General features: G+C 41.4%; 14 protein-coding genes. 12 read left to right on the top strand and 2 right to left on the bottom strand.

Annotation, left to right across the window (positions count from 1 at the left end; genetic code table 11):
* Nucleotides 1-317 precede the first annotated feature (317 nt).
* The 9 genes from uvrC to smc all read left to right on the top strand — a co-directional run bounded on the left by uvrC (nucleotide 318) and on the right by smc (nucleotide 14,249).
* Nucleotides 318-2,105, top strand: coding sequence for an excinuclease ABC subunit UvrC (gene uvrC, locus QRD39_RS00825; RefSeq protein ID WP_285955323.1), 1,788 nt, complete (start codon nucleotides 318-320; stop codon nucleotides 2,103-2,105).
* 86 nt (nucleotides 2,106-2,191) lie between these two features.
* Nucleotides 2,192-3,742 carry a cardiolipin synthase gene (gene cls, locus QRD39_RS00820; RefSeq protein WP_353056650.1) on the top strand — a complete coding sequence of 517 codons (1,551 nt, stop codon included), beginning with the start codon at nucleotides 2,192-2,194 and terminating at the stop codon, nucleotides 3,740-3,742.
* A gap of 80 nt (nucleotides 3,743-3,822) precedes the next feature.
* Complete coding sequence (locus QRD39_RS00815; RefSeq protein WP_285955411.1) at nucleotides 3,823-4,338, top strand: GNAT family N-acetyltransferase; 516 nt, start codon at nucleotides 3,823-3,825, stop codon at nucleotides 4,336-4,338.
* Nucleotides 4,339-4,469: 131 nt separating this feature from the next.
* Nucleotides 4,470-6,044, top strand: coding sequence for a cardiolipin synthase (gene cls / locus QRD39_RS00810; protein WP_285955321.1), 1,575 nt, complete (start codon nucleotides 4,470-4,472; stop codon nucleotides 6,042-6,044).
* Between the two features lie 69 nt (nucleotides 6,045-6,113).
* Entirely contained in the window at nucleotides 6,114-6,983 is an 870-nt protein-coding gene (locus QRD39_RS00805) for a LisH domain-containing protein (RefSeq protein WP_285955320.1), read from the top strand.
* 325 nt (nucleotides 6,984-7,308) lie between these two features.
* On the top strand, nucleotides 7,309-8,385 hold the full coding sequence (locus QRD39_RS00800) for an aspartate-semialdehyde dehydrogenase (RefSeq protein WP_285955319.1): 1,077 nt from the start codon (nucleotides 7,309-7,311) through the stop codon (nucleotides 8,383-8,385).
* A 544-nt stretch (nucleotides 8,386-8,929) separates the two neighbouring features.
* Nucleotides 8,930-9,865: a 4-hydroxy-tetrahydrodipicolinate synthase gene (dapA, locus tag QRD39_RS00795; protein WP_008534885.1), complete on the top strand. Its 936-nt coding sequence runs from the start codon at nucleotides 8,930-8,932 to the stop codon at nucleotides 9,863-9,865.
* A 158-nt stretch (nucleotides 9,866-10,023) separates the two neighbouring features.
* Nucleotides 10,024-10,713, top strand: a complete 690-nt coding sequence (rnc, locus tag QRD39_RS00790) for a ribonuclease III (protein WP_285955318.1) — start codon at nucleotides 10,024-10,026, stop codon at nucleotides 10,711-10,713.
* 2 nt (nucleotides 10,714-10,715) lie between these two features.
* Nucleotides 10,716-14,249: a chromosome segregation protein SMC gene (smc, locus tag QRD39_RS00785; RefSeq protein ID WP_285955317.1), complete on the top strand. Its 3,534-nt coding sequence runs from the start codon at nucleotides 10,716-10,718 to the stop codon at nucleotides 14,247-14,249.
* A 393-nt stretch (nucleotides 14,250-14,642) separates the two neighbouring features.
* On the opposite strand, the gene QRD39_RS00780 is transcribed toward smc, so the two are convergent.
* Entirely contained in the window at nucleotides 14,643-15,188 is a 546-nt protein-coding gene (locus QRD39_RS00780) for a DUF3278 domain-containing protein (protein WP_285955316.1), read from the bottom strand.
* 26 nt (nucleotides 15,189-15,214) lie between these two features.
* On the bottom strand, nucleotides 15,215-15,412 hold the full coding sequence (locus QRD39_RS00775; RefSeq protein ID WP_285955315.1) for a helix-turn-helix transcriptional regulator: 198 nt from the start codon (nucleotides 15,410-15,412) through the stop codon (nucleotides 15,215-15,217).
* A gap of 436 nt (nucleotides 15,413-15,848) precedes the next feature.
* Between QRD39_RS00775 and pheS the strand changes: the two genes are divergently transcribed.
* From pheS to pheT, 3 genes are all read left to right on the top strand, one after another.
* On the top strand, nucleotides 15,849-16,892 hold the full coding sequence (pheS, locus tag QRD39_RS00770; RefSeq protein ID WP_285955314.1) for a phenylalanine--tRNA ligase subunit alpha: 1,044 nt from the start codon (nucleotides 15,849-15,851) through the stop codon (nucleotides 16,890-16,892).
* Nucleotides 16,893-16,908: 16 nt separating this feature from the next.
* Nucleotides 16,909-17,427, top strand: a complete 519-nt coding sequence (locus QRD39_RS00765; RefSeq protein ID WP_285955313.1) for a GNAT family N-acetyltransferase — start codon at nucleotides 16,909-16,911, stop codon at nucleotides 17,425-17,427.
* A 291-nt stretch (nucleotides 17,428-17,718) separates the two neighbouring features.
* Complete coding sequence (gene pheT / locus QRD39_RS00760; RefSeq protein ID WP_285955312.1) at nucleotides 17,719-20,127, top strand: phenylalanine--tRNA ligase subunit beta; 2,409 nt, start codon at nucleotides 17,719-17,721, stop codon at nucleotides 20,125-20,127.
* Nucleotides 20,128-20,156 lie beyond the last annotated feature (29 nt).

Below are 20,156 nucleotides of genomic sequence, written 5' to 3'. Positions count from 1 at the left end.
ATGGATTCAAAAATCTTCATAAAATGTAGTTAGACCATTTTTGATTGTGTAATATACAAAGTTAGTTTGCAAATGACTTTGAATAATAAATTTTTTGCGAACGAAGTGATTGTAAACCGAGACTTTCCGCCGTGATATAAACGCCTATGACAATTTTTTCAGGCGTGCGGAAGTTTGAAGACCTTAGACTCGAAACTTAGTCATGGAACTTCAAAGGAGTTTGCTGACGTCCGTCATCACCTTAGGAAAGTCTCAAAAGAGAAATTTGTCTTTAATTTTAGAGAGCTTTTCAGCTCTTTTTTTGCTACAATGAGAGCATGAATGATCTGATTAAACATAAGTTGGAATTGCTCCCTGACAACCCAGGTTGCTATCTCCACAAGGACAAATTCGGCAATATTATCTATGTCGGTAAGGCTAAAAATCTAAAAAATCGTGTCCGTAGTTATTTTCGAGGAAGCCATGATACCAAGACGGAGCTATTGGTATCTGAGATTGCAGACTTTGAATTTATCGTTACCGAGTCTAATATTGAAGCCCTGCTTTTGGAAATTAACCTCATCCAAGAGAATATGCCTAAATTTAACATTCGCCTCAAGGATGACAAATCTTACCCATTTATCAAGATTACCAAGGAGCTCTATCCAAGGCTTTTGATCACCCGTCAGGTTAAGAAAGATGGTGGTCTCTACTTTGGTCCCTACCCAGATGCTGGTGCTGCCAATGAAATCAAGAAACTTTTGGATCGTATTTTCCCCTTTAAGAAATGTAAAAATCCTGCCAATAAGGTCTGTTTCTATTACCATATTGGACAATGTAATGCCCACACCATCTGTCACACTACCAGGGACTATTGGCAAGGTTTGGTTGAGGATGTCAAGAATTTCCTAAATGGGCACGACAACAAAATCGTTAACCAGCTCAAGGTCAAGATGAAGGACATGTCTGACCAGATGGAGTTTGAACGGGCAGCCGAGTATCGGGATTTGATTGAGGCAGTATCGACGCTTAGGACCAAGCAAAGGGTTATTCGTCAGGATATGCAGGATCGTGATATCTTCGGTTACTACGTGGACAAGGGGTGGATGTGTGTTCAGGTTTTCTTTGTCCGTCAGGGAAAACTCATTCAGCGTGATGTCAATATGTTCCCCTATTATAATGAAGCCGAAGAGGATTTTCTGACCTATATGGGGCAGTTTTATCTGGATAGTCGTCATCTCAAGCCTAAGGAGATTTTCATTCCAGGGGACATTGATCAGGAGTCTGTCGAAGCTCTGGTTGGAGATGGAGTTAAGGTCTTCAAGCCTCAACGTGGAGAAAAGAAGCAGTTGGTTAATCTGGCGACTAAAAATGCTCGTGTCAGTCTGACTCAAAAATTTGATCTCCTCGAAAAAGACTTGGCTAAGACTCAAGGAGCCATTGAAAATCTAGGCAAACTCATGGGCATTCCGACACCGGTCCGTATCGAGTCCTTTGATAACTCTAACATCATGGGAACAAGCCCGGTATCTGCCATGGTTGTCTTTGAAAATGGCAAACCCAATAAAAAAGAGTATCGCAAATACAAGATTAAGACGGTTGAAGGGCCTGATGATTATGCTAGTATGCGTGAGGTTATTCGTCGTCGCTATAGTCGTGTCAAACGTGACGGTTTAACGCCACCAGACCTCATTATCATGGATGGTGGCCAAGGTCAGGTCAATGTCGCCAAGGATGTGCTTCGTAAGGAACTCAATCTCTCTATTCCAGTTGCGGGTCTTCAGAAAAATGACAAGCACCAAACCAACGAATTGCTCTTTGGAGATCCCTTACAAGTTATTGATTTGCCACGTCAATCCGAGGAATTTTTCCTCCTTCACCGCATTCAGGATGAAGTCCACCGATTTGCCATCACCTTCCACCGCCAAGTTCGTAGTAAGAATAGCTTTAGCTCTAAACTCGATGGGGTTGACGGTCTTGGGCCTAAACGTAAACAAAAACTTCTCAAACACTTCAAGTCTATGACATCTATCCAAAAAGCTACTGTCGAGGATATCCATGCCCTTGGCATTCCAGAAAAAGTAGCACAGGCACTGTTAGATAAATTGAATGATGATAACAATTAAAGAAACTTAATGAATTAAGCTCATTTTTTGTTATAATAAGAATAATTAAAAAAGAAAGGAGTCATGCTATCAAGAACGAAGCTAAAATTGAACGTCTTCTAGATAAAGGACGCCGAGGCCTTCTTCGTGGTATCTTTAGTCGTGCCACGATTATCCTCTTAATCATCTTGCTACAGCTTGTTGTTGTAACCATGTCTTACTTGTGGTTGCACCAATACAGGGTCCATCTTCAGGTAACAGAGGTGATCCTTCGTATCCTAGCCATTATCTATCTCTTTCAAAGTGATATGGAGTCGACGGCTGTTAATACATGGCTCCTGATAGTCTTGCCTTTTCCTATTATCGGAACCCTTCTTTTGGCCTATACGAAACTTGATTTGGGCTATAGAGGGATGAAGGGGGCTATTCAGAGCAATATTGACCGTAGTTCTGGTATTTTAAAACAGGATGAGCAGGCTCTTGAAGAACTTAAACAGCGTCACACCAGCAACTATAATCTGGTTCAATATCTTGAAAATGTGAATGGGCATTTTCCGGTCTATCGTCACACGAAGACCACCTATTTTCCAAGTGGTGAAGCCAAGTTCGAGGAAATGAAAAAGCAGCTCTTAAAAGCTGAGAAGTACATTTTCTTAGAATATTTCATCATTGACGAGGGTGATATGTGGGGCGAAATCCTAGCTATCTTGAAACAAAAGGTTCAAGAAGGGGTGGAAGTGCGTGTCATGTATGACGGCATGATTGAATTTTCAACCTTGAGTTTCGACTATAAGAAACGTTTGGAAAAAATTGGGATTCAATCTCGTGTTTTTGCGTCGGTTACCCCTTTTCTGTCAACCTATTACAATTACCGTGACCACAGGAAAATCTTGCTGATTGATGGTAAGGTCGCCTTCACAGGTGGCGTTAATCTTGCTGACGAGTACATTAACAAGATTAAGCGTTTTGGTTATTGGAAAGACACTGCACTTATGGTGGAGGGTCCAGCAGTTGATACTTTCTTAGTCCTCTTTCTGCAGATGTGGACCTATTCTAACGAAAGGTTAGATGTGACGCCCTATATGGTTGAACATGAGGCCTTTGATACCCCTGGCTTTGTTGTTCCTTATGGAGATATTCCATTGGACAAGGATAAGGTTGGTGAGAATGTCTATATTGACATTCTTAACCATGCGCGTGATTTTGTTCATATCATGACACCTTATCTCATTTTGGATGGTGAATTACTCCATGCTTTGAAGTTTGCGGCAGAGCGGGGCGTAGATGTCAGTATCATCATGCCTGGTATTCCTGATAAAAGTACAGTCTACTACTTGGCTAAGACCTACTACCCAACACTTTTGGAATCTGGTGTTAAAATTTATGAGTACACCCCAGGATTTGTTCATGCCAAGGTCTTTGTCAGTGACAATAGTAGGGCAACCGTTGGAACCATTAATTTGGATTATCGTAGCCTTTATCACCACTTTGAGTGTGCGACCTATCTCTATAGGACTGATTCAGTTCTAGCGATTGAAGAAGATTTCCAAGCAACAAAAGCCAAGTGTCACCAAGTGACTGTCGCTGATGTCGAAAATCTTCCTTTCTATCAGAAGGCATTGGGCTTACTGGCAAAATTGGTCGCACCATTGATGTAGTGACATAGCTTGTTAAAAGAGGGTTGAACCCCTTTTTTTGATAGGTTACAATAAAGGTAATCAAGTCAGAGGAGAAAATGATGTTAACCATTCGTCCAGTCAAGCTGTCAGATGCGAAGGCAATTCAGTCTATCTATGCCCCCTATGTTGAAAAGACAGCGATTACCTTTGAATATGAGGTTCCCAGTGTTCAAGAATTTGAGAATCGTATCAATAAAACCCTTGAAACTTACCCTTATCTGGTCGCTGAAGAGAATGGGCAAGTTCTGGGATATGCCTATGCTTCAACCTACTATGCCCGGACAGCTTATAATTGGACAACTGAATTGTCCATCTATTTGCACGAAGATGCCCGTGGTCGAGGTTTGGGAAGCCAACTTTACGATGCCCTTGAAAAAGAGTTGAAAAAGCGTGGTTTTCTGCGTTTCTTAGCCTGTATAGCTGTTCCAAATGAGGCTAGTATTGCCATGCATGAAAAACGTGGTTATGTCCAAGTTGCTCATTTTCCAAAAGTGGGCTACAAGTTTGAGCAATGGCATGATATTGTCTGGATGCAAAAGACCTTAGATGGTCCTGTTAGGAAAATAGAAAAATGAGCTATTAGCTATCAATAATACTGGTTAATTGCTCATGCCTTTTACCTATGTTAGAATGTCACTAAGACTAAATAAATTGCTGAAAGAGGTCGGAATACAAAGCCGATTTTTTTCATTCTAAAGGAGCCTGTATGTCCCAAGAAATAAGTGCCCGGCTATTGCCTCAGAAGCCGTCTAAATGGGCTAAAATTCTACTTAATCGTAAGGTACCCATTTTCCTGTTTTTCTTACTGGAATTGGCCTTTCTTGTCTTTTCATATATTAGCCTACAAGAGCATTTTCCATCTATTATCTTATGGGAACACTTATTGAGTGTTTTTACCTTTTTTTATTTGCTCAATCGTTCCATGGACTCCCGTTCCAAACTTTCTTGGTTGATCATCATTGCCCTCTTTCCCATTTTTGGGACAGCTTTGCTCTATTTTTCGCTCGCTGATTTTGGTGTTAGACGTTTGAAAAAGCGTCTTGTGGAAGCAACAGTTCAGGCTTCAGACTATTTGGCTACTGAGCTAGAGGTTGAGGACTATCTTTCTCATAGCGATAGGCAGCTGCAAAGACTGGCTTATTTTCTGGAGCATAGTCCTGCTCATTTTCCAATTTATAGAGATACTGAAGTGACTTATTTCCCACTTGGAGATGATATGCTTCCAGCCTTGTTGGAGGATCTGAAAAAGGCAGAGCGTTATATCTTTATGGAATATTTCATCATTGATGAAGGAGTCATGTGGGGAGAGATTTTAGCCATCTTGGAGGAAAAGGCTAAGGAAGGCCTGGACGTTCGTGTCATGTTTGATGGGATGAATGAGATGACCACCTTGTCCTACGATTATATCAAGCGACTGCACAAGGTTGGCATTAAAGCTCAGACCTTCTCACCAGTCAAGCCCATCCTATCAACCTATTACAATTACCGAGACCACCGAAAAATCACAGTGATTGATGGTCAGGTCGCTTATACTGGTGGCGTTAATATTGCTGATGAATATGTCAATAAACGTCAACGTTTTGGACATTGGAAGGACACAGCCCTTCGCCTAGATGGTTCAGCTGTTCAAACGCTAAAAGTTCTCTTTTTGACCATGTGGACGGTGACTGGAGTAGAAGACAAGACAGATATGGAGCACTATCTACAAGAAAAACCTCAAAAAAGCAAGAGTCAGGGTTTGGTTCTCCCTTATGCCAATTCACCTTTGACCTACCACAAGGTTGCAGAAAATGTTTACCTCCATCTTCTCAATACATCCACTGATTACGTTTATATTATGACACCTTACCTGATTTTGGATGACGAACTCGTCAGAGCCATGACCTTTGCGGCTAGACGAGGTGTAGATGTACGTATCATTATGCCGGGGATTCCTGATAAGCAGTATGCCTTTGATATTGCGACGACTTACTTTAAACCCTTGTTAGATGCTGGCGTTCGCATTTTCCGATATACACCAGGCTTTGTTCACGCTAAAATTTATGTTTCGGATGCCAAACAGGCTGTGGTTGGGACCATTAACACAGACTACCGTAGCCTCTATCAAAATTTTGAAAATGGGGTTTATCTCTATAAAAATCTAGAAGTGCTTAAGATTGAACAATATTTTGAAGTAACCCAGGCACTCTCAGATGAAGTAACTTTGGAAAGTTTGTCTAAAATGCCTGTGTCTCATCGTCTGGGAGGCTACCTCTTTTCTCTGATAGGACCTTTAATGTAATTTTACGGATTTCCCCGATTTTTCTTCTGTGGTATAATAAGGCCATAAGATGAATAAGGGGATTTTTTAATGAAAAAAGTAATGGTTTTCTTAGGTGTGACCTTGGTGTCAGGCCTAATTTTGACAACAGCACAAGAAGTTAAAGCTCAAGAAACGTCCGGGAATATCGTTTCTCTACGAAGCAGACGAGGTGGCTCTCGTTCTTCAAACAGGGGTAGCAGAAGCGGATCCAAATCAGGCTTTGGTTCTAGCAAAGGACATCATTCTGATAGTGATTCAGGAAAAGGCTTTAAGTCTGATAGTGGGGCCAGTAAGAGCTACAAGTCAAGTAGTGGCCATGATAATTACGCTAGTTCTAGTAGATCGCATAGTTCGGGTGCGGACAGTAATACTAGCTCTAAATCAGATAGCAGTCAGAGCCATTCAGAAAGCCAGTCTTCTTCTGGTAACAGTTCTAGCAAGTCAAAATCGGATACAACTTCAGGCTACAAAAAGCCTCAGATGTCATCTCCTGAGCTAAATGACTCTGAACGCTCTAACTTTCAATCGGGTGCGAAAGTAAGTGATGATGAGACACTCAAAAAGTATTCAAAGCAAAACGATGATTTTTCGGATGAACAGGCCAAAAGTATTTTTGACAATAATGACGACTATCAAACCCGTGACCGTTATTACCGACAAGATGTCATCCGTAATCCTTGGTTCTGGATGTATATGAGTCGACGCTCTTATCATCGCTATGGAAATTCATACCATTCAAAAGTCAATAATAACGCTTATACCAAGGGCTATCAGGATGGCTTTGCGGATGCTGAAAAAGGCATCGATAATTATGATTCATATTCAAAGGAATCAACTCTTCTTGGTAAGTTCACAACAACTTCAGAGAAAACAGCATACCTCCGTGGCTACAAAGATGGTCATGATGATGGCAAATAAGGCAGATGGTTAAGATACGATACCTTAATGGAATTCATGGCTTGACTCTGTCGCCTATTATGTTAAAATAAAAACATGCGATGAGTCGATTGGCTCTTAGGAGCCTTTTGCGCTGAGGAGGTCTACATTAGATTGTAACGCAGGAGCGGACCTTGAGTAGTTGTGTGAACCTGCTACTCTCATCGAAAGATGCCTCTTATCCCTTGCCGTTTGGTAGGGGATTTTTCTTTATTCTTGGATTTTTTACCCTTTTCAACTGGACTTAAACGTAGTATAATAGATTCACTAAACTAAATTGATAGAAAATTCCGAAAGAGGTTTAACTATGGGATACACAGTTGCTGTTGTCGGTGCTACAGGTGCCGTAGGTGCTCAAATGATCAAAATGTTGGAAGAATCAACACTTCCAATTGATAAGGTTCGCTACCTTGCGTCTGCACGTTCTGCAGGAAAAGTTTTGCAGTTTAAAGGTCAAGATGTGACTATTGAGGAAACGACTGAAGACGTGTTTGAAGGCGTTGATATTGCCCTCTTCTCAGCTGGTGGGTCAACCTCTGCCAAATATGCACCTTACGCTGTTAAAGCAGGTGCAGTAGTTGTTGATAACACATCTTACTTCCGTCAAAATCCAGACGTACCATTGGTTGTGCCTGAAGTCAATGCACATGCGCTTGATGCCCACAACGGTATTATCGCCTGCCCTAACTGTTCAACCATTCAAATGATGGTTGCCCTTGAACCAGTTCGTCAAAAATGGGGCTTGGACCGTGTCATCGTGTCAACTTATCAAGCTGTTTCAGGTGCAGGTATGGGAGCTATTCTTGAAACCCAACGTGAGTTGAAAGAAGTATTGAATGATGGTGTTAATCCACGTGATGTTAAAGCCAACATCTTGCCATGTGGTGGCGATAAGAAACACTACCCAATCGCCTTCAACGCCTTGGCTCAAATTGACGTCTTCACTGAAAATGACTATACTTATGAAGAAATGAAGATGACAAACGAAACTAAGAAAATCATGGAAGACGACAGCATTGCTGTATCAGCAACATGTGTGCGTATTCCAGTCTTGTCAGCTCACTCAGAGTCAGTCTATATTGAAACAAAAGAAGTGGCACCAATTGACGAAGTGAAAGCTGCAATTGCAGCTTTCCCAGGTGCAGTCCTTGAAGATGACGTTGCTAACCAAGTCTACCCACAAGCCGTTAACGCTGTAGGTTCACGCGATACTTTTGTTGGACGTATCCGTAAAGATTTGGATGCTGAAAAAGGTATCCACATGTGGGTTGTTTCAGATAACCTCCTTAAAGGTGCTGCTTGGAACTCAGTCCAAATCGCAGAAACCCTTCACGAACGTGGTTTGGTTCACCCAACATCAGAATTGAAATTTGAATTGAAATAGGGAGTAAAACAGAAATCAGTAACTCGAAGAGTTTGATTTCGTAGTTTTACCCCCGCACAGTTGATTAGGAAGTAGGAATGTTGCAAACATGAGTAGTTCCAATCAACCACTGCGTTATGATTCAGAAATCAGTAACTCGAAGAGTTTGATTTCTCCTTCGCTTTTATGATTTAAGGCTCAGGCTATAAAAGTCCACAGGACTTTTATACTCCCCCCGCACAGTTGATTAGGAAGTACGACTGTTGCAAACATGAAAGGAAGAACTTACTTAGTAAGTCTTATCTGCCACCTCAAAGCATTGCTTTGAGCAATCAACCACTGCGCCATGATTCAGAAATCAGTAAGGATTTCGTGTTGTATTTAAATACTATTTTTGAATCAATTTCAATCAAACAGAGAGCCCTGTCTCTCTGTTTTTTTGTGAATTGCCATAAATTGGAAACAATGCCACATCATGTTTTCAGAAAATTGTTAACTTAGCTGTCTGTCTGGTCAAAATTATGGTAAAATGGAATGGATTAGAAAACGGTTGAAGGAGAATATTATGTCAATTGATCAATTAAGAGATGTTAGACTGATCACAGCACTCATTACACCTTTCCACGAAGATGGCTCTATCAATTACGATGCTCTTCCAGGCTTGATTGAGCACCTTTTGGCTCACCATACGGAAGCCCTTCTATTGGCAGGAACAACGGCTGAAAGTCCAACACTCACTCACGACGAAGAGTTGGAACTCTTTGCAGAGGTTCAAAAAATTGTCAATGGTCGTGTACCACTAATTGCTGGTGTCGGGACCAATGATACACGTGACTCCATTGAGTTTGCTAAAGAAGTTGCTAAATTTGGTGGTTTCGCAGCAGGTTTGGCTATCGTGCCTTACTACAACAAGCCATCACAAGAGGGAATGTACCAACATTTCAAAGCGATTGCGGATGCTTCTGAATTGCCAATTATCATCTACAACATCCCTGGTCGTGTTGTTGTCGAAATGGCTCCAGATACTATGCTTCGTTTAGCTGAACATCCAAATATTATCGGTGTCAAAGAATGTACTAGCCTTGCCAATATGGCCTACCTTATCGAACATAAACCGAAAGACTTCTTGGTTTATACCGGTGAAGATGGTGATGCCTTCCATGCGATGAACCTTGGTGCTAATGGAGTTATCTCAGTAGCTTCTCATACAAATGGTGATGAAATGCATGCCATGCTCGAGGCTATTGAAAATAACGATATCAAGACTGCTGCAGCCATCCAACGCAAATTCATTCCGAAAGTTAATGCTCTCTTCTCAGTATCAAGTCCTGCTCCTGTCAAAGCAGTTCTCAACCATCTTGGTTTCGAAGTTGGTCCACTTCGTTTACCATTGGTAGCATGTACTCCTGAAGAAACTAAGCGTATTATCAAGGTTGTCCTTGAGGAAGATATTGAAACAACACGTAAAACGGTTACAGGTGTTGTTCGTCCAGACTATTAAGAAAGTGGAGTTGAGTATCGTGCTCAGCTCTTTTAGTTTAGTGGGACCAAGCAAACAAAATCAGTAGATATGTCTCCTAAAAGCAGTTTTCCATCGTGAAAATCTGCTTTTTTTTGATATAATCATAATTAGTATGCTTTAAAAAGAAAGGATGTCCTATGAATCAACTTGAACAAAAACTTGAGCAGGATTTTGGTATTGTTTTTAGCCAAAAAGACCTCTTAGAAACGGCATTTACCCACACCTCATATGCCAATGAGCACCGCCTCCTAAACATTTCACATAATGAACGTTTGGAATTTTTAGGAGACGCGGCTCTGCAATTAGTCATTTCCGTTTACCTTTACAATCGCTACCCTAATAAGCCAGAAGGGGAGATGTCTAAGATGCGTAGTACCATTGTTCGTGAAGAGAGTCTGGCTGGCTTTACGAAAGCTTGTGGCTTTGAGCAGTTTATTCGTCTCGGTAAGGGTGAGGAAAAATCTGGTGGTCGTGAACGTGCCACTATTCTCGGTGACCTTTGGGAGGCCTTCCTCGGTGCCCTTTATTTGGACCAAGGATTATCTGCTGTTGAAAAATTCTTGAATAAAGTGATGATTCCTAAAGTCGAAGAAGGCAACTTTGACCGAGTAACGGATTACAAGACGGAACTCCAGGAACGTCTTCAAGTCAATGGTACGGTTGATATTACCTATACCGTTATTGAAGAATCTGGGCCTGCTCATGCTAAGGAATTTACCATGCAGGTAGCTGTTGATGGTAAAGAACTCAGTACAGGTCTCGGAAAATCGAAGAAATTAGCTGAACAGGCGGCTGCCAAGGCTGCCCTTGAACAACTAGGAAATTAAGCATGTATTTGAAATCAATTGAAATGCAGGGCTTTAAATCCTTTGCTGACAAGACGCAGGTCGTCTTTGACAAGGGAGTAACAGCCGTTGTAGGTCCAAATGGATCAGGAAAATCAAATATTACAGAGAGCTTGCGTTGGGCTTTGGGAGAATCCTCTGCCAAGAGTTTGCGTGGTGGCAAGATGCCTGACGTTATTTTTGCTGGTACAGAAGTTCGTAAGGCCCTCAACTATGCCGAGGTAGCAGTTACACTTGATAACAGTGATGGCTTTATCGCTGATGCTGGTGAATCTATTCGTGTGGAGCGTCATATTTATCGAAATGGTGACAATGATTACTTGATTGACGGTCGTAAGGTTCGTCTGCGTGATATTCATGACCTTTTCATGGATACTGGTCTTGGACGTGATTCTTTTTCCATTATTTCTCAAGGTCGGGTTGAGGCTATTTTCAATGCCAAGCCAGAGGAACGCCGTGCTATTTTCGAAGAGGCCGCTGGTGTTCTCAAATATAAGACACGTAAGAAAGAGACTGAAAGTAAGCTCAATCAAACTCAGGGTAATCTTGATCGTTTGGAAGACATTATCTTTGAGCTGGTTGGTCAGGTTAAGCCACTTGAAAAACAAGCAGCGACAGCTAAACGTTACTTGGAATTAGATAAAGAGCGTAAACAGACTCAACTTAATCTTTTGGTACACGATATTGAAGTTGGCAAATCAGACTTAACCAAAGCGCAAAAAGACTTGGCAGAAGTCAAAGAAAAATTAGCCAGCTATTATGAAGAACGGCATCGTTTAGAGACTGAGAACCAAGAGCTTAAGCAAAAACGCCATCAAATTTCAGATCAAATTTCCTCTGACCAACAAACCTTAGTGGATGTCACACGTCTCATTAGCGACTTTGAGCGTCAAATTGATCTTTATACTATGGAAAGTCAGCAGCGTTCTGAGAAGAAGGAAGAGACTGAAGCTCGCCTTAGTGAGTTAGAAAGTTTAAAAGAAGAGGCAGAAACTTCTCTTGATAGCGTCAACAAACGTCAAATTGAATTAACTCGTGAGCTGGAAACCATTGCCCAAGATTTGACTACTATTCAAACGGAGTTAGAGCAATTTTCGGAAGATCCAGATACGCTTATTGAACGTTTGCGTGAGGACTATGTTAGTCTTATGCAGGAGGAGGCCAAAGTTTCCAATAGTTTGACTCAGGTGAATCATGACATGGACAGCCAGTCCCAAGCACTGGAGGCTCAAGCTGAAGAATATAAGCAGTCTCAAGCTGATTTGCTTTCCGCTCAGGAAGTTGCCAGCGAGGCCCAAAAAGCTTATCAAGCAGCTCAAGCAAGTCTTCAAGGCCTCTTAGCTACCTACAAAGAAAAGGCTCAGTCTTATCAAGCTATCGATAAGGATTACCAAGAGGCCCAAAAGAAAATGTTTGACCTCATGGATTATCTTAAAAGCAAAGATGCTCGTCGTCAAAGTTTGGAGTCAATCCAGAAGAATCACAGTCATTTCTATGCGGGGGTTAAGGCTGTCCTTCAGAATGCCCAATCGATTCAAGGGATTATTGGAGCTGTTAGTGAACACCTGACCTTTGATACTAACTATCAAACGGCGCTTGAAATAGCCCTAGGTGCGAGTGGCCAAAATATTATTGTCGAGGATGAAGCTGCTGCTAAGCGTTCAATTGACTATTTAAAACGCAATCGTCAGGGGCGTGCAACCTTCTTGCCTTTAACGACCATTAAACCACGTCAACTTAATGGACAGTTTGTTCAAAGTCTTGCGAGTGCACCTGGCTTTATTGGAATGGCTTCCGATTTGGTAACTTATGAAGAACGCTTGTCCAATATTTTCCAAAATCTCTTGGGAGTAACGGCCATCTTTGATACCATTGACAATGCCAACAAGGCTGCTCGAGTTGTACGTTTCCAAGTGCGCATGGTGACACTTGACGGCTCTGAAATCCGGCCTGGTGGTGCTTTTGCTGGTGGTGCCAATAAACAAAATAACAATCTCTTTATCAAGCCAGAACTGGATGCATTGACTGCTGAAATCAGTCAGATTAAGGCTCAATTAAGCGACAGTGAAGCCAAAGTTGAAGACCTTAAGACCAAACGTAAGGGGCTCCAAAAAGAGTTAGAGAATCTCAAGTCAGATGGAGAAAACGCTCGTCTAGAGGAGCAAAAACTGGATTTGGAGCATCAACAAGCTTTGACAGAAGTTGAGAAAAGTCAAGCATTAGTGGACAGTTTCAAACAGGCTGCTCAGGGCTCTGAAGACTTGAATCTTCAAGATAAGGCCGAGCGTCTGAAAGCAGAGTTAACTCAAATGCAATCAAAACGTGAGGCAATCAACGACCGAATTGAGGCTATCAAGGAAGATAAGGATGCGCTTGGCCAACAAAAACAAGGTCTCTTAGACAAGCAATCTGAACTTCAGCTAAAGGAACGGGACTTACAAGCAGAATTGCGCTTTGCCAAGACGGAAACAAATCGTCTTCAAGCCGATTTGTCTGAGTTAGTTAAGGAATCAGATAGTCTCTTAGCTCTCCTCGATAACCAGGTTGACCAGGATCAATCTGACCGCATACCACATCTGAAAGCTCAGCGTGATGAAGCTGTCCAACGTAAGGCTGATTTGGAGCAGGCCCTTGTGCGTGCCAAGATTCAAGTGCAAGACTATGAAGGTCAGTTGGAAGACTTGGAGGAACGCTTGGCTAAAGCGGGTAATCGCAATGAGGATTTGATTCGTCAACAGACTCGCTTGGAGGAAGGAGAGCGTCAGATTAGTCAATCACTTCGTAAATTTGCGACTCAGTTGGCTGAAGATTATCAGATGACGCTTGAAGTGGCTAAGGGGCAAACGCAAGCTCTTGAAAATGTGGAACAGGTTCGTCAGAACTTACAAGGGCTTGAACGTTCTATTAAGGCTTTGGGGCCAGTCAATCTAGATGCTATTGACCAGTTTGAAGAAGTCAAGCAACGTTTGGACTTCTTGAACGGTCAGAAAGATGATTTGCTTGAAGCCAAGAGTCTCCTGCTTAGTACCATTAATGACATGGATGGAGAAGTGAAATCACGCTTTAAAGCGACCTTTGAGGCTATCCGTGAGAGCTATAAACAGACTTTTACTCAGATGTTTGGAGGCGGTTCGGCCGATTTGATTTTGACTTCTGACAACCTTCTGGAAGCTGGTGTAGAGATTTCTGTTCAACCTCCAGGTAAGAAAATTCAATCGCTTAACCTTATGTCAGGGGGGGAGAAGGCCTTGTCCGCTCTAGCATTACTCTTTGCCATCATTCGTGTTAAGACGATTCCATTTGTTATCTTGGATGAAGTAGAAGCAGCCCTTGATGAAGCCAATGTAAAACGTTTCGGTGACTATCTCAATCGCTTTGATAAATCCAGTCAGTTTATCGTGGTTACTCACCGTAAGGGGACTATGTCTGCGGCTGATTCAATTTATGGGGTGACTATGCAGGAATCTGGGGTTTCAAAAATCGTTTCCGTCAAATTGAAAGATCTTGATTTAGACTAAAAATAGATTATATTTTCATGAAAGGTAGTTGATAGTTTTATCACTATCTTTTTTTACAGTCTCAAAAAATTTGCTTAGACTATCATAAAAAAATTAGGTTGGCGCTTTCAAAATAACGCAATCGATTGCGCAAAATAGCATCTCTTAGCCTATGATTAGGATTACAGGATTTATGAGAAAAAGGTCGACTTGTCTTTTTTCTGGGCCATGTTACAATAATAACGGGAATGTCATATGGGGATATGGTGTTTTTCAAAGTTAGTTATAGTGTATGTGTTAAGATTTGAGTTTTCTGGACACATTTTAGGCTTCGAGTAAACAAGTCTAAGAAGTCTTCTTTCGAGCAAAAAATCCAGGCTGGGAAACCTGGATTTTTTCTTTGTCCTTTTGAGTTTATTGGTCATCTTTATCAGTTTGAGATTTGGCTTGTTTGATACGAGCATTTACCCAGCCCTGCATGATAGCCCCAAAAAGGATAGCATCAAAAATGCCTGATAGCATATTACGGATTGAGAATAATTCTGTAAAATAGTCTTTATGATCGACTAAAAATTGAACTAGGGGCATGCCTAAGAACATGCTAATCCCAAAGTATAAACCTGACTTCAGACCCACATGTTTAAGTTGCTTTTGTTCTTTTTCAGTCAGTTCTTCCTCGTCAATGGCGTTTACAGCACTCATCTTAAACTTATAAGTAAGGATGCTACCAACTACCCAAATGATAATCAGAAGTAGGATAGGATAAACACGGGCCACAAGTTCAGGGTACTTAAAGCTTAGAAGAAAGGCAATACAATTACCAAACAATAGAGTGAAAAAAAGAACTATGAAAGCCTTGTTCCCCATTCGATCGACCTGTTGGCGCTTTTGTTCATCTAAAGGACCTGTGATACCGTAAAAACGTTTGATAAGTTTGTCAGTGAAAGTTTCTTTAACCATGATTTACCTCTTTCTATCTTATATCTCTATTCGCAATTTCCATCCCAAAAGAGACTGTTAAGATCCGTATCTAGTGCTTTAGCTAGATTAAGACAGAGCTCTAGTGTTGGGTTATATTTGTTATTTTCAATCATATTAATGGTCTGTCGGGAAACACCAATAGATTTTGCGAGTTCTAATTGCGAAAGCCCCATATTCTTTCTAAATTTCCTGACATGATTCATAATGGGCCTCCTTCTGAAAGACGAGCTAATGTGTTACTGTAAGTAGCAGTTAAATATGTCAACTTTATCTGACATAATTGTAGCAAGTTCCTATGGATATGTCAATTATCTTAGACATAATTTTAATTTGGTATTAACTAAAGGATTCTTTGTCAGCTCTTGAAAGCTTTTTGCTTTTTTGGTAAAATAAATGGTAATTGAATAGAAGTCGTAGAGACTAGTAACCTTATGGAAATTGTCAGGGATTGGGGGCCACGGACTGGAAGCCCCCTCAAGGGAAGTTTGGTGAATTCACTCATGAAAACAACGACTGACGAATCAAGGTCTGGGTAACCGGATAAAAAACGGATGGTACCGCGTGTCAACGCTCCGGGTTGGAGTTTGGCACGTGGTTTTTTGTTTGCGATTCGAAATTGTTATTTAAGAAAGGAATCTCATGGATTTACAAACACAATTGCAAGAGTTGAAAACCTCAACGCAAGCTAAATTGGCTAAAATGCGTGGAGAACACTCTAAAGAATTACAAGAATTGCGTGTGGCAGTTTTAGGTAAAAAAGGGTCTTTGACGGATCTCTTGAAGGGCCTTAAAGACCTTCCAAATGAAGAACGTCCTAAAGTTGGTAAGATGGTCAACGAAGTACGTGACGTTTTGACTGAAGCTTTTGACGAAGCCGCTAAAATTGTTGAAGCCGCTAAAATTCAAGCACAGCTTGACTCTGAAAGTCTTGATGTTACCCTTCCAGGACGCCAAGTCAAACTTGGTAACCGTCATATTCTTAGTCAAACAGCTGAAGAAATTGAAGACATTTTCTTGGGTATGGGCTTCCAAGTCGTTGACGGTTTTGAAGTGGAAACAGATTACTACAACTTTGAACGCATGAACTTGCCTAAAGATCACCCAGCGCGTGATATGCAAGATACCTTCTATATTACGGAAGAAATTTTGATGAGAACTCACACAAGTCCTGTACAAGCTCGTACGCTTGATAAACATGATTTTTCTAAGGGTCCGCTTAAAATGATTTCACCAGGACGTGTTTTCCGTCGTGATACAGATGATGCGACTCACAGTCACCAGTTCCACCAAATCGAAGGATTAGTCGTTGGTAAAAATATTTCAATGGGTGACCTTAAGGGAACACTTGAAATGATTATCCAAAAAATGTTTGGTGCAGAGCGTCAAATCCGTCTGCGTCCTTCTTATTTCCCATTCACTGAACCTTCAGTTGAGGTTGACGTGTCATGCTTCAAGTGTGGTGGTAAAGGATGTAACGTATGTAAGAAGACAGGTTGGATTGAGATCCTTGGTGCTGGTATGGTTCACCCACAAGTGCTTGAGATGTCAGGTGTTGATTCTGAAGAATACTCAGGTTTCGCTTTCGGTCTTGGTCAAGAACGTATTGCCATGCTCCGTTATGGAATTAACGATATTCGTGGTTTCTACCAAGGAGACGTTCGTTTCTCAGAACAGTTTAAATAAGGTTTAGGAGGTTGTCATGACAGTTGCCATTCGTAAGGTTCTTCCAGAAGAAGTAGAAGAATTAAAAGTTATCTCGGAAGATACTTTTAGGGAGACATTTGCTCATGATAATACAGAGTCCCAGTTGCAAGCTTACTTTGATACTGCGCTGTCTGAGGAAGTTCTCCTCGATGAAATCACTCACGAAGAATCACGTTATTTTTTCATTCTGGTTGATGGTGAAAAGGCAGGTTTTCTAAAAACCAATGTAGGGTCTGCACAAACAGAGCAGCATTTGGACAATGCCTTTCAAATTCAACGAATTTATATCAGTCAGGCCTTCCAAGGCATGGGCTTGGGTAAGCAACTCTTTGAATTTGCATTACAGGAAGCTCGTGATTTAGGTTGTGATTGGGCCTGGTTGGGTGTTTGGGAAAGGAATTTTAAAACACAGATATTTTACGATAAATATGGCTTCGAAAAATTCGCAGAACACGATTTACCAGTTGGTGACGGTAAAGTAGACCGTGACTGGTTGCTTAAATTAAAACTATAAACCGATTATTAAGTTGATAGAGAGGAGTTTATAAGGCGATTAAACGTGTCAGTTCGTCTTCCTCTTATGTCAAATGTAGATATTCCTAAATGATAGAAAGGATTTGAATACGACCTCAAAGTTCGAGATTAGTTGTTTCTAAATCCAAATGTTTTGTTCCTAATTATAGAGAAAGGATTTGAACCCGCCCTAAGCTCTGGGCAAAAAAGATAAAGGCGCCTAGGTGCTGATGCACCAGCGTTGCCTTTCCTATTTTTGCTGAGAGCTCTTAACGGGCTTGGTATCATTATTATGCTAGTTAGTTATAAATGGTTAAAAGAGTTGGTTGATGTGGATGTTATCACTGCTGAACTCGCTGAAAAAATGTCGACGACAGGTATTGAAGTGGAAGGTGTTGAAACACCTGCTGAAGGCTTGTCAAAATTGGTTGTTGGTCATGTCTTATCATGTGAAGATGTGCCTGAAACCCACTTGCACTTGTGTCAAGTAGATACAGGAGATGCTGAAGGTCCACGTCAAATTGTTTGTGGCGCTCCAAACGTCACTGCTGGAATCAAGGTCATTGTTGCCATTCCTGGTGCTCGTATCGCAGACAACTACAAAATCAAAAAAGGGAAAATTCGAGGCATGGAATCTCTCGGGATGATTTGTTCTTTGGCTGAACTTGGACTTCCAGATAGCATTATTCCTAAAGAATTTGCGGATGGTATCCAAATTTTGCCTGAAGATGCTGTACCTGGAGATAGCATTTTCCCATATCTCGACCTTGATGATGAAATCATCGAATTGTCAATCACACCTAACCGTGCTGATGCCCTTTCTATGCGTGGTGTTGCTCATGAAGTCGCTGCAATCTATGGTAAATCTGTTCACTTCCCAGAAAAAGCGGTCACTGAAGACAGCAAGCCAGCTTCTGATAAGATTTCAGTAGCTATCGAAAGCGATAAAGTGGCTACTTATGCTAGCCGTGTGGTTGAAAATGTCACTGTCCAACCAAGTCCACAATGGTTGCAAAATCTTCTCATGAATGCTGGTATCCGTCCAATCAACAACGTGGTGGACGTGACAAACTATGTTCTTCTCTACTTTGGACAACCAATGCATGCCTTCGATTTGGACAAATTTGAAGACTCACGTATCGTTGCCCGTGATGCTCGTGATGGTGAAAAATTGGTCACTCTTGATGGTGAAGAACGTGAATTGACTGCTGAAGATATTGTTATCACAGTAGCTGACAAACCGGTAGCTCTTGCAGGTGTTATGGGTGGCGCTTCAACTGAAATTGACAACAATTCTAAAAACGTTGTTCTCGAAGCTGCTGTTTTTGATGGCAAATCTGTTCGTAAGACAAGCAGCCGTCTTAACCTTCGTTCAGAATCGTCATCACGCTTTGAAAAAGGTGTCAATAACGATACTGTACTTGAAGCCCTTGATTTTGCTGCAGCAATGTTGCAAGAATTGGCAAATGGTACTGTTCTTGCAGGCCGTGTTCAAGCAGGTTCAGTGGACACAGAACCAGTTCAAGTTTCTACAAGTCTTGACTATGTAAATGTTCGTCTTGGAACTGAATTGACGTTCGAAGACATTGAAGATGTCTTTGCCAAACTTGGCTTTGGTCTTTCAGGTGATGCTGAAAAATTCACAGTATCTGTACCACGTCGCCGTTGGGACATTGCAATCCAAGCTGACTTGGTCGAAGAAATTGCCCGTATCTATGGTTATGAAAAATTACCTACAACACTCCCAGAAGCAGCAGGTACAGCTGGTGAATTAACGAAAACACAAGCTCTACGCCGTAAGATTCGTACCATTGCTGAAGGAGCCGGTCTGACTGAGATTATCTCATATGCTTTGACAACACCTGAAAAAGCTGTTGAATTTGCAGTGACACCAAGTAACCTGACTGAGTTGATGTGGCCAATGACTGTTGATCGCTCAGCTCTCCGTCAAAACATGGTTTCTGGTATGCTTGATACCGTTGCTTACAATGTTAACCGTAAGAATAGCAACGTAGCTATCTACGAAATCGGTAAAGTCTTTGAGCAAAAAGGTAATCCAAAAGAAGATTTGCCAAACGAAATCAATACCTTCGCCTTTGCCATTTCTGGTCTTGTTGCGGAAAAAGATTTCCAAACCCAAGCAACTCCAGTTGATTTCTTCTATGCCAAAGGTATCGTGGAAGCTCTCTTTGATAAGCTTGACCTTACTGTTGACTATGTAGCGACAAAAGACCTAGCAAGTATGCACCCAGGTCGCACTGCGACTATTGTACTTGATGGTCAAACCATTGGTTTCCTTGGTCAAGTCCACCCGCAAACCGCTAAAAACTACGGTATTCCAGAAACTTATGTAGCTGAAATTAATCTCAACGCTGTAGAAGTTGCCTTGCAACCAGATCAACCATTTGTTGAAATCACAAAATTCCCTGCAGTATCACGTGATATCGCCCTTCTTCTTAAGGCTGACATCACCCATCAAGAAGTTCTTGATGCTATTAACTCTGCTGGAGTGAAACGCTTGGTTGCCGTTAAACTCTTTGACGTTTATGCAGGTGAAAAACTTGGTTCAGGAATGAAATCAATGGCTTATAGCCTCACCTTCCAAAATCCAAATGACAACCTCACAGACGAAGAAGTTGCCAAATACATGGAAAAAATTACTAAAGCTCTCACTGAAAAAGTTAAAGCAGAAGTACGTTAATAGTTAGAAAATCCATCTGAGAAGATGGA

The organism is Streptococcus raffinosi (genome assembly GCF_030284685.1).
Classification (GTDB): Bacteria; Bacillota; Bacilli; order Lactobacillales; family Streptococcaceae; genus Streptococcus; species Streptococcus raffinosi.
The sequence above is the reverse complement of the archived record's forward strand: the minus strand, read 5'-3'. Positions and strand labels throughout refer to the sequence as shown.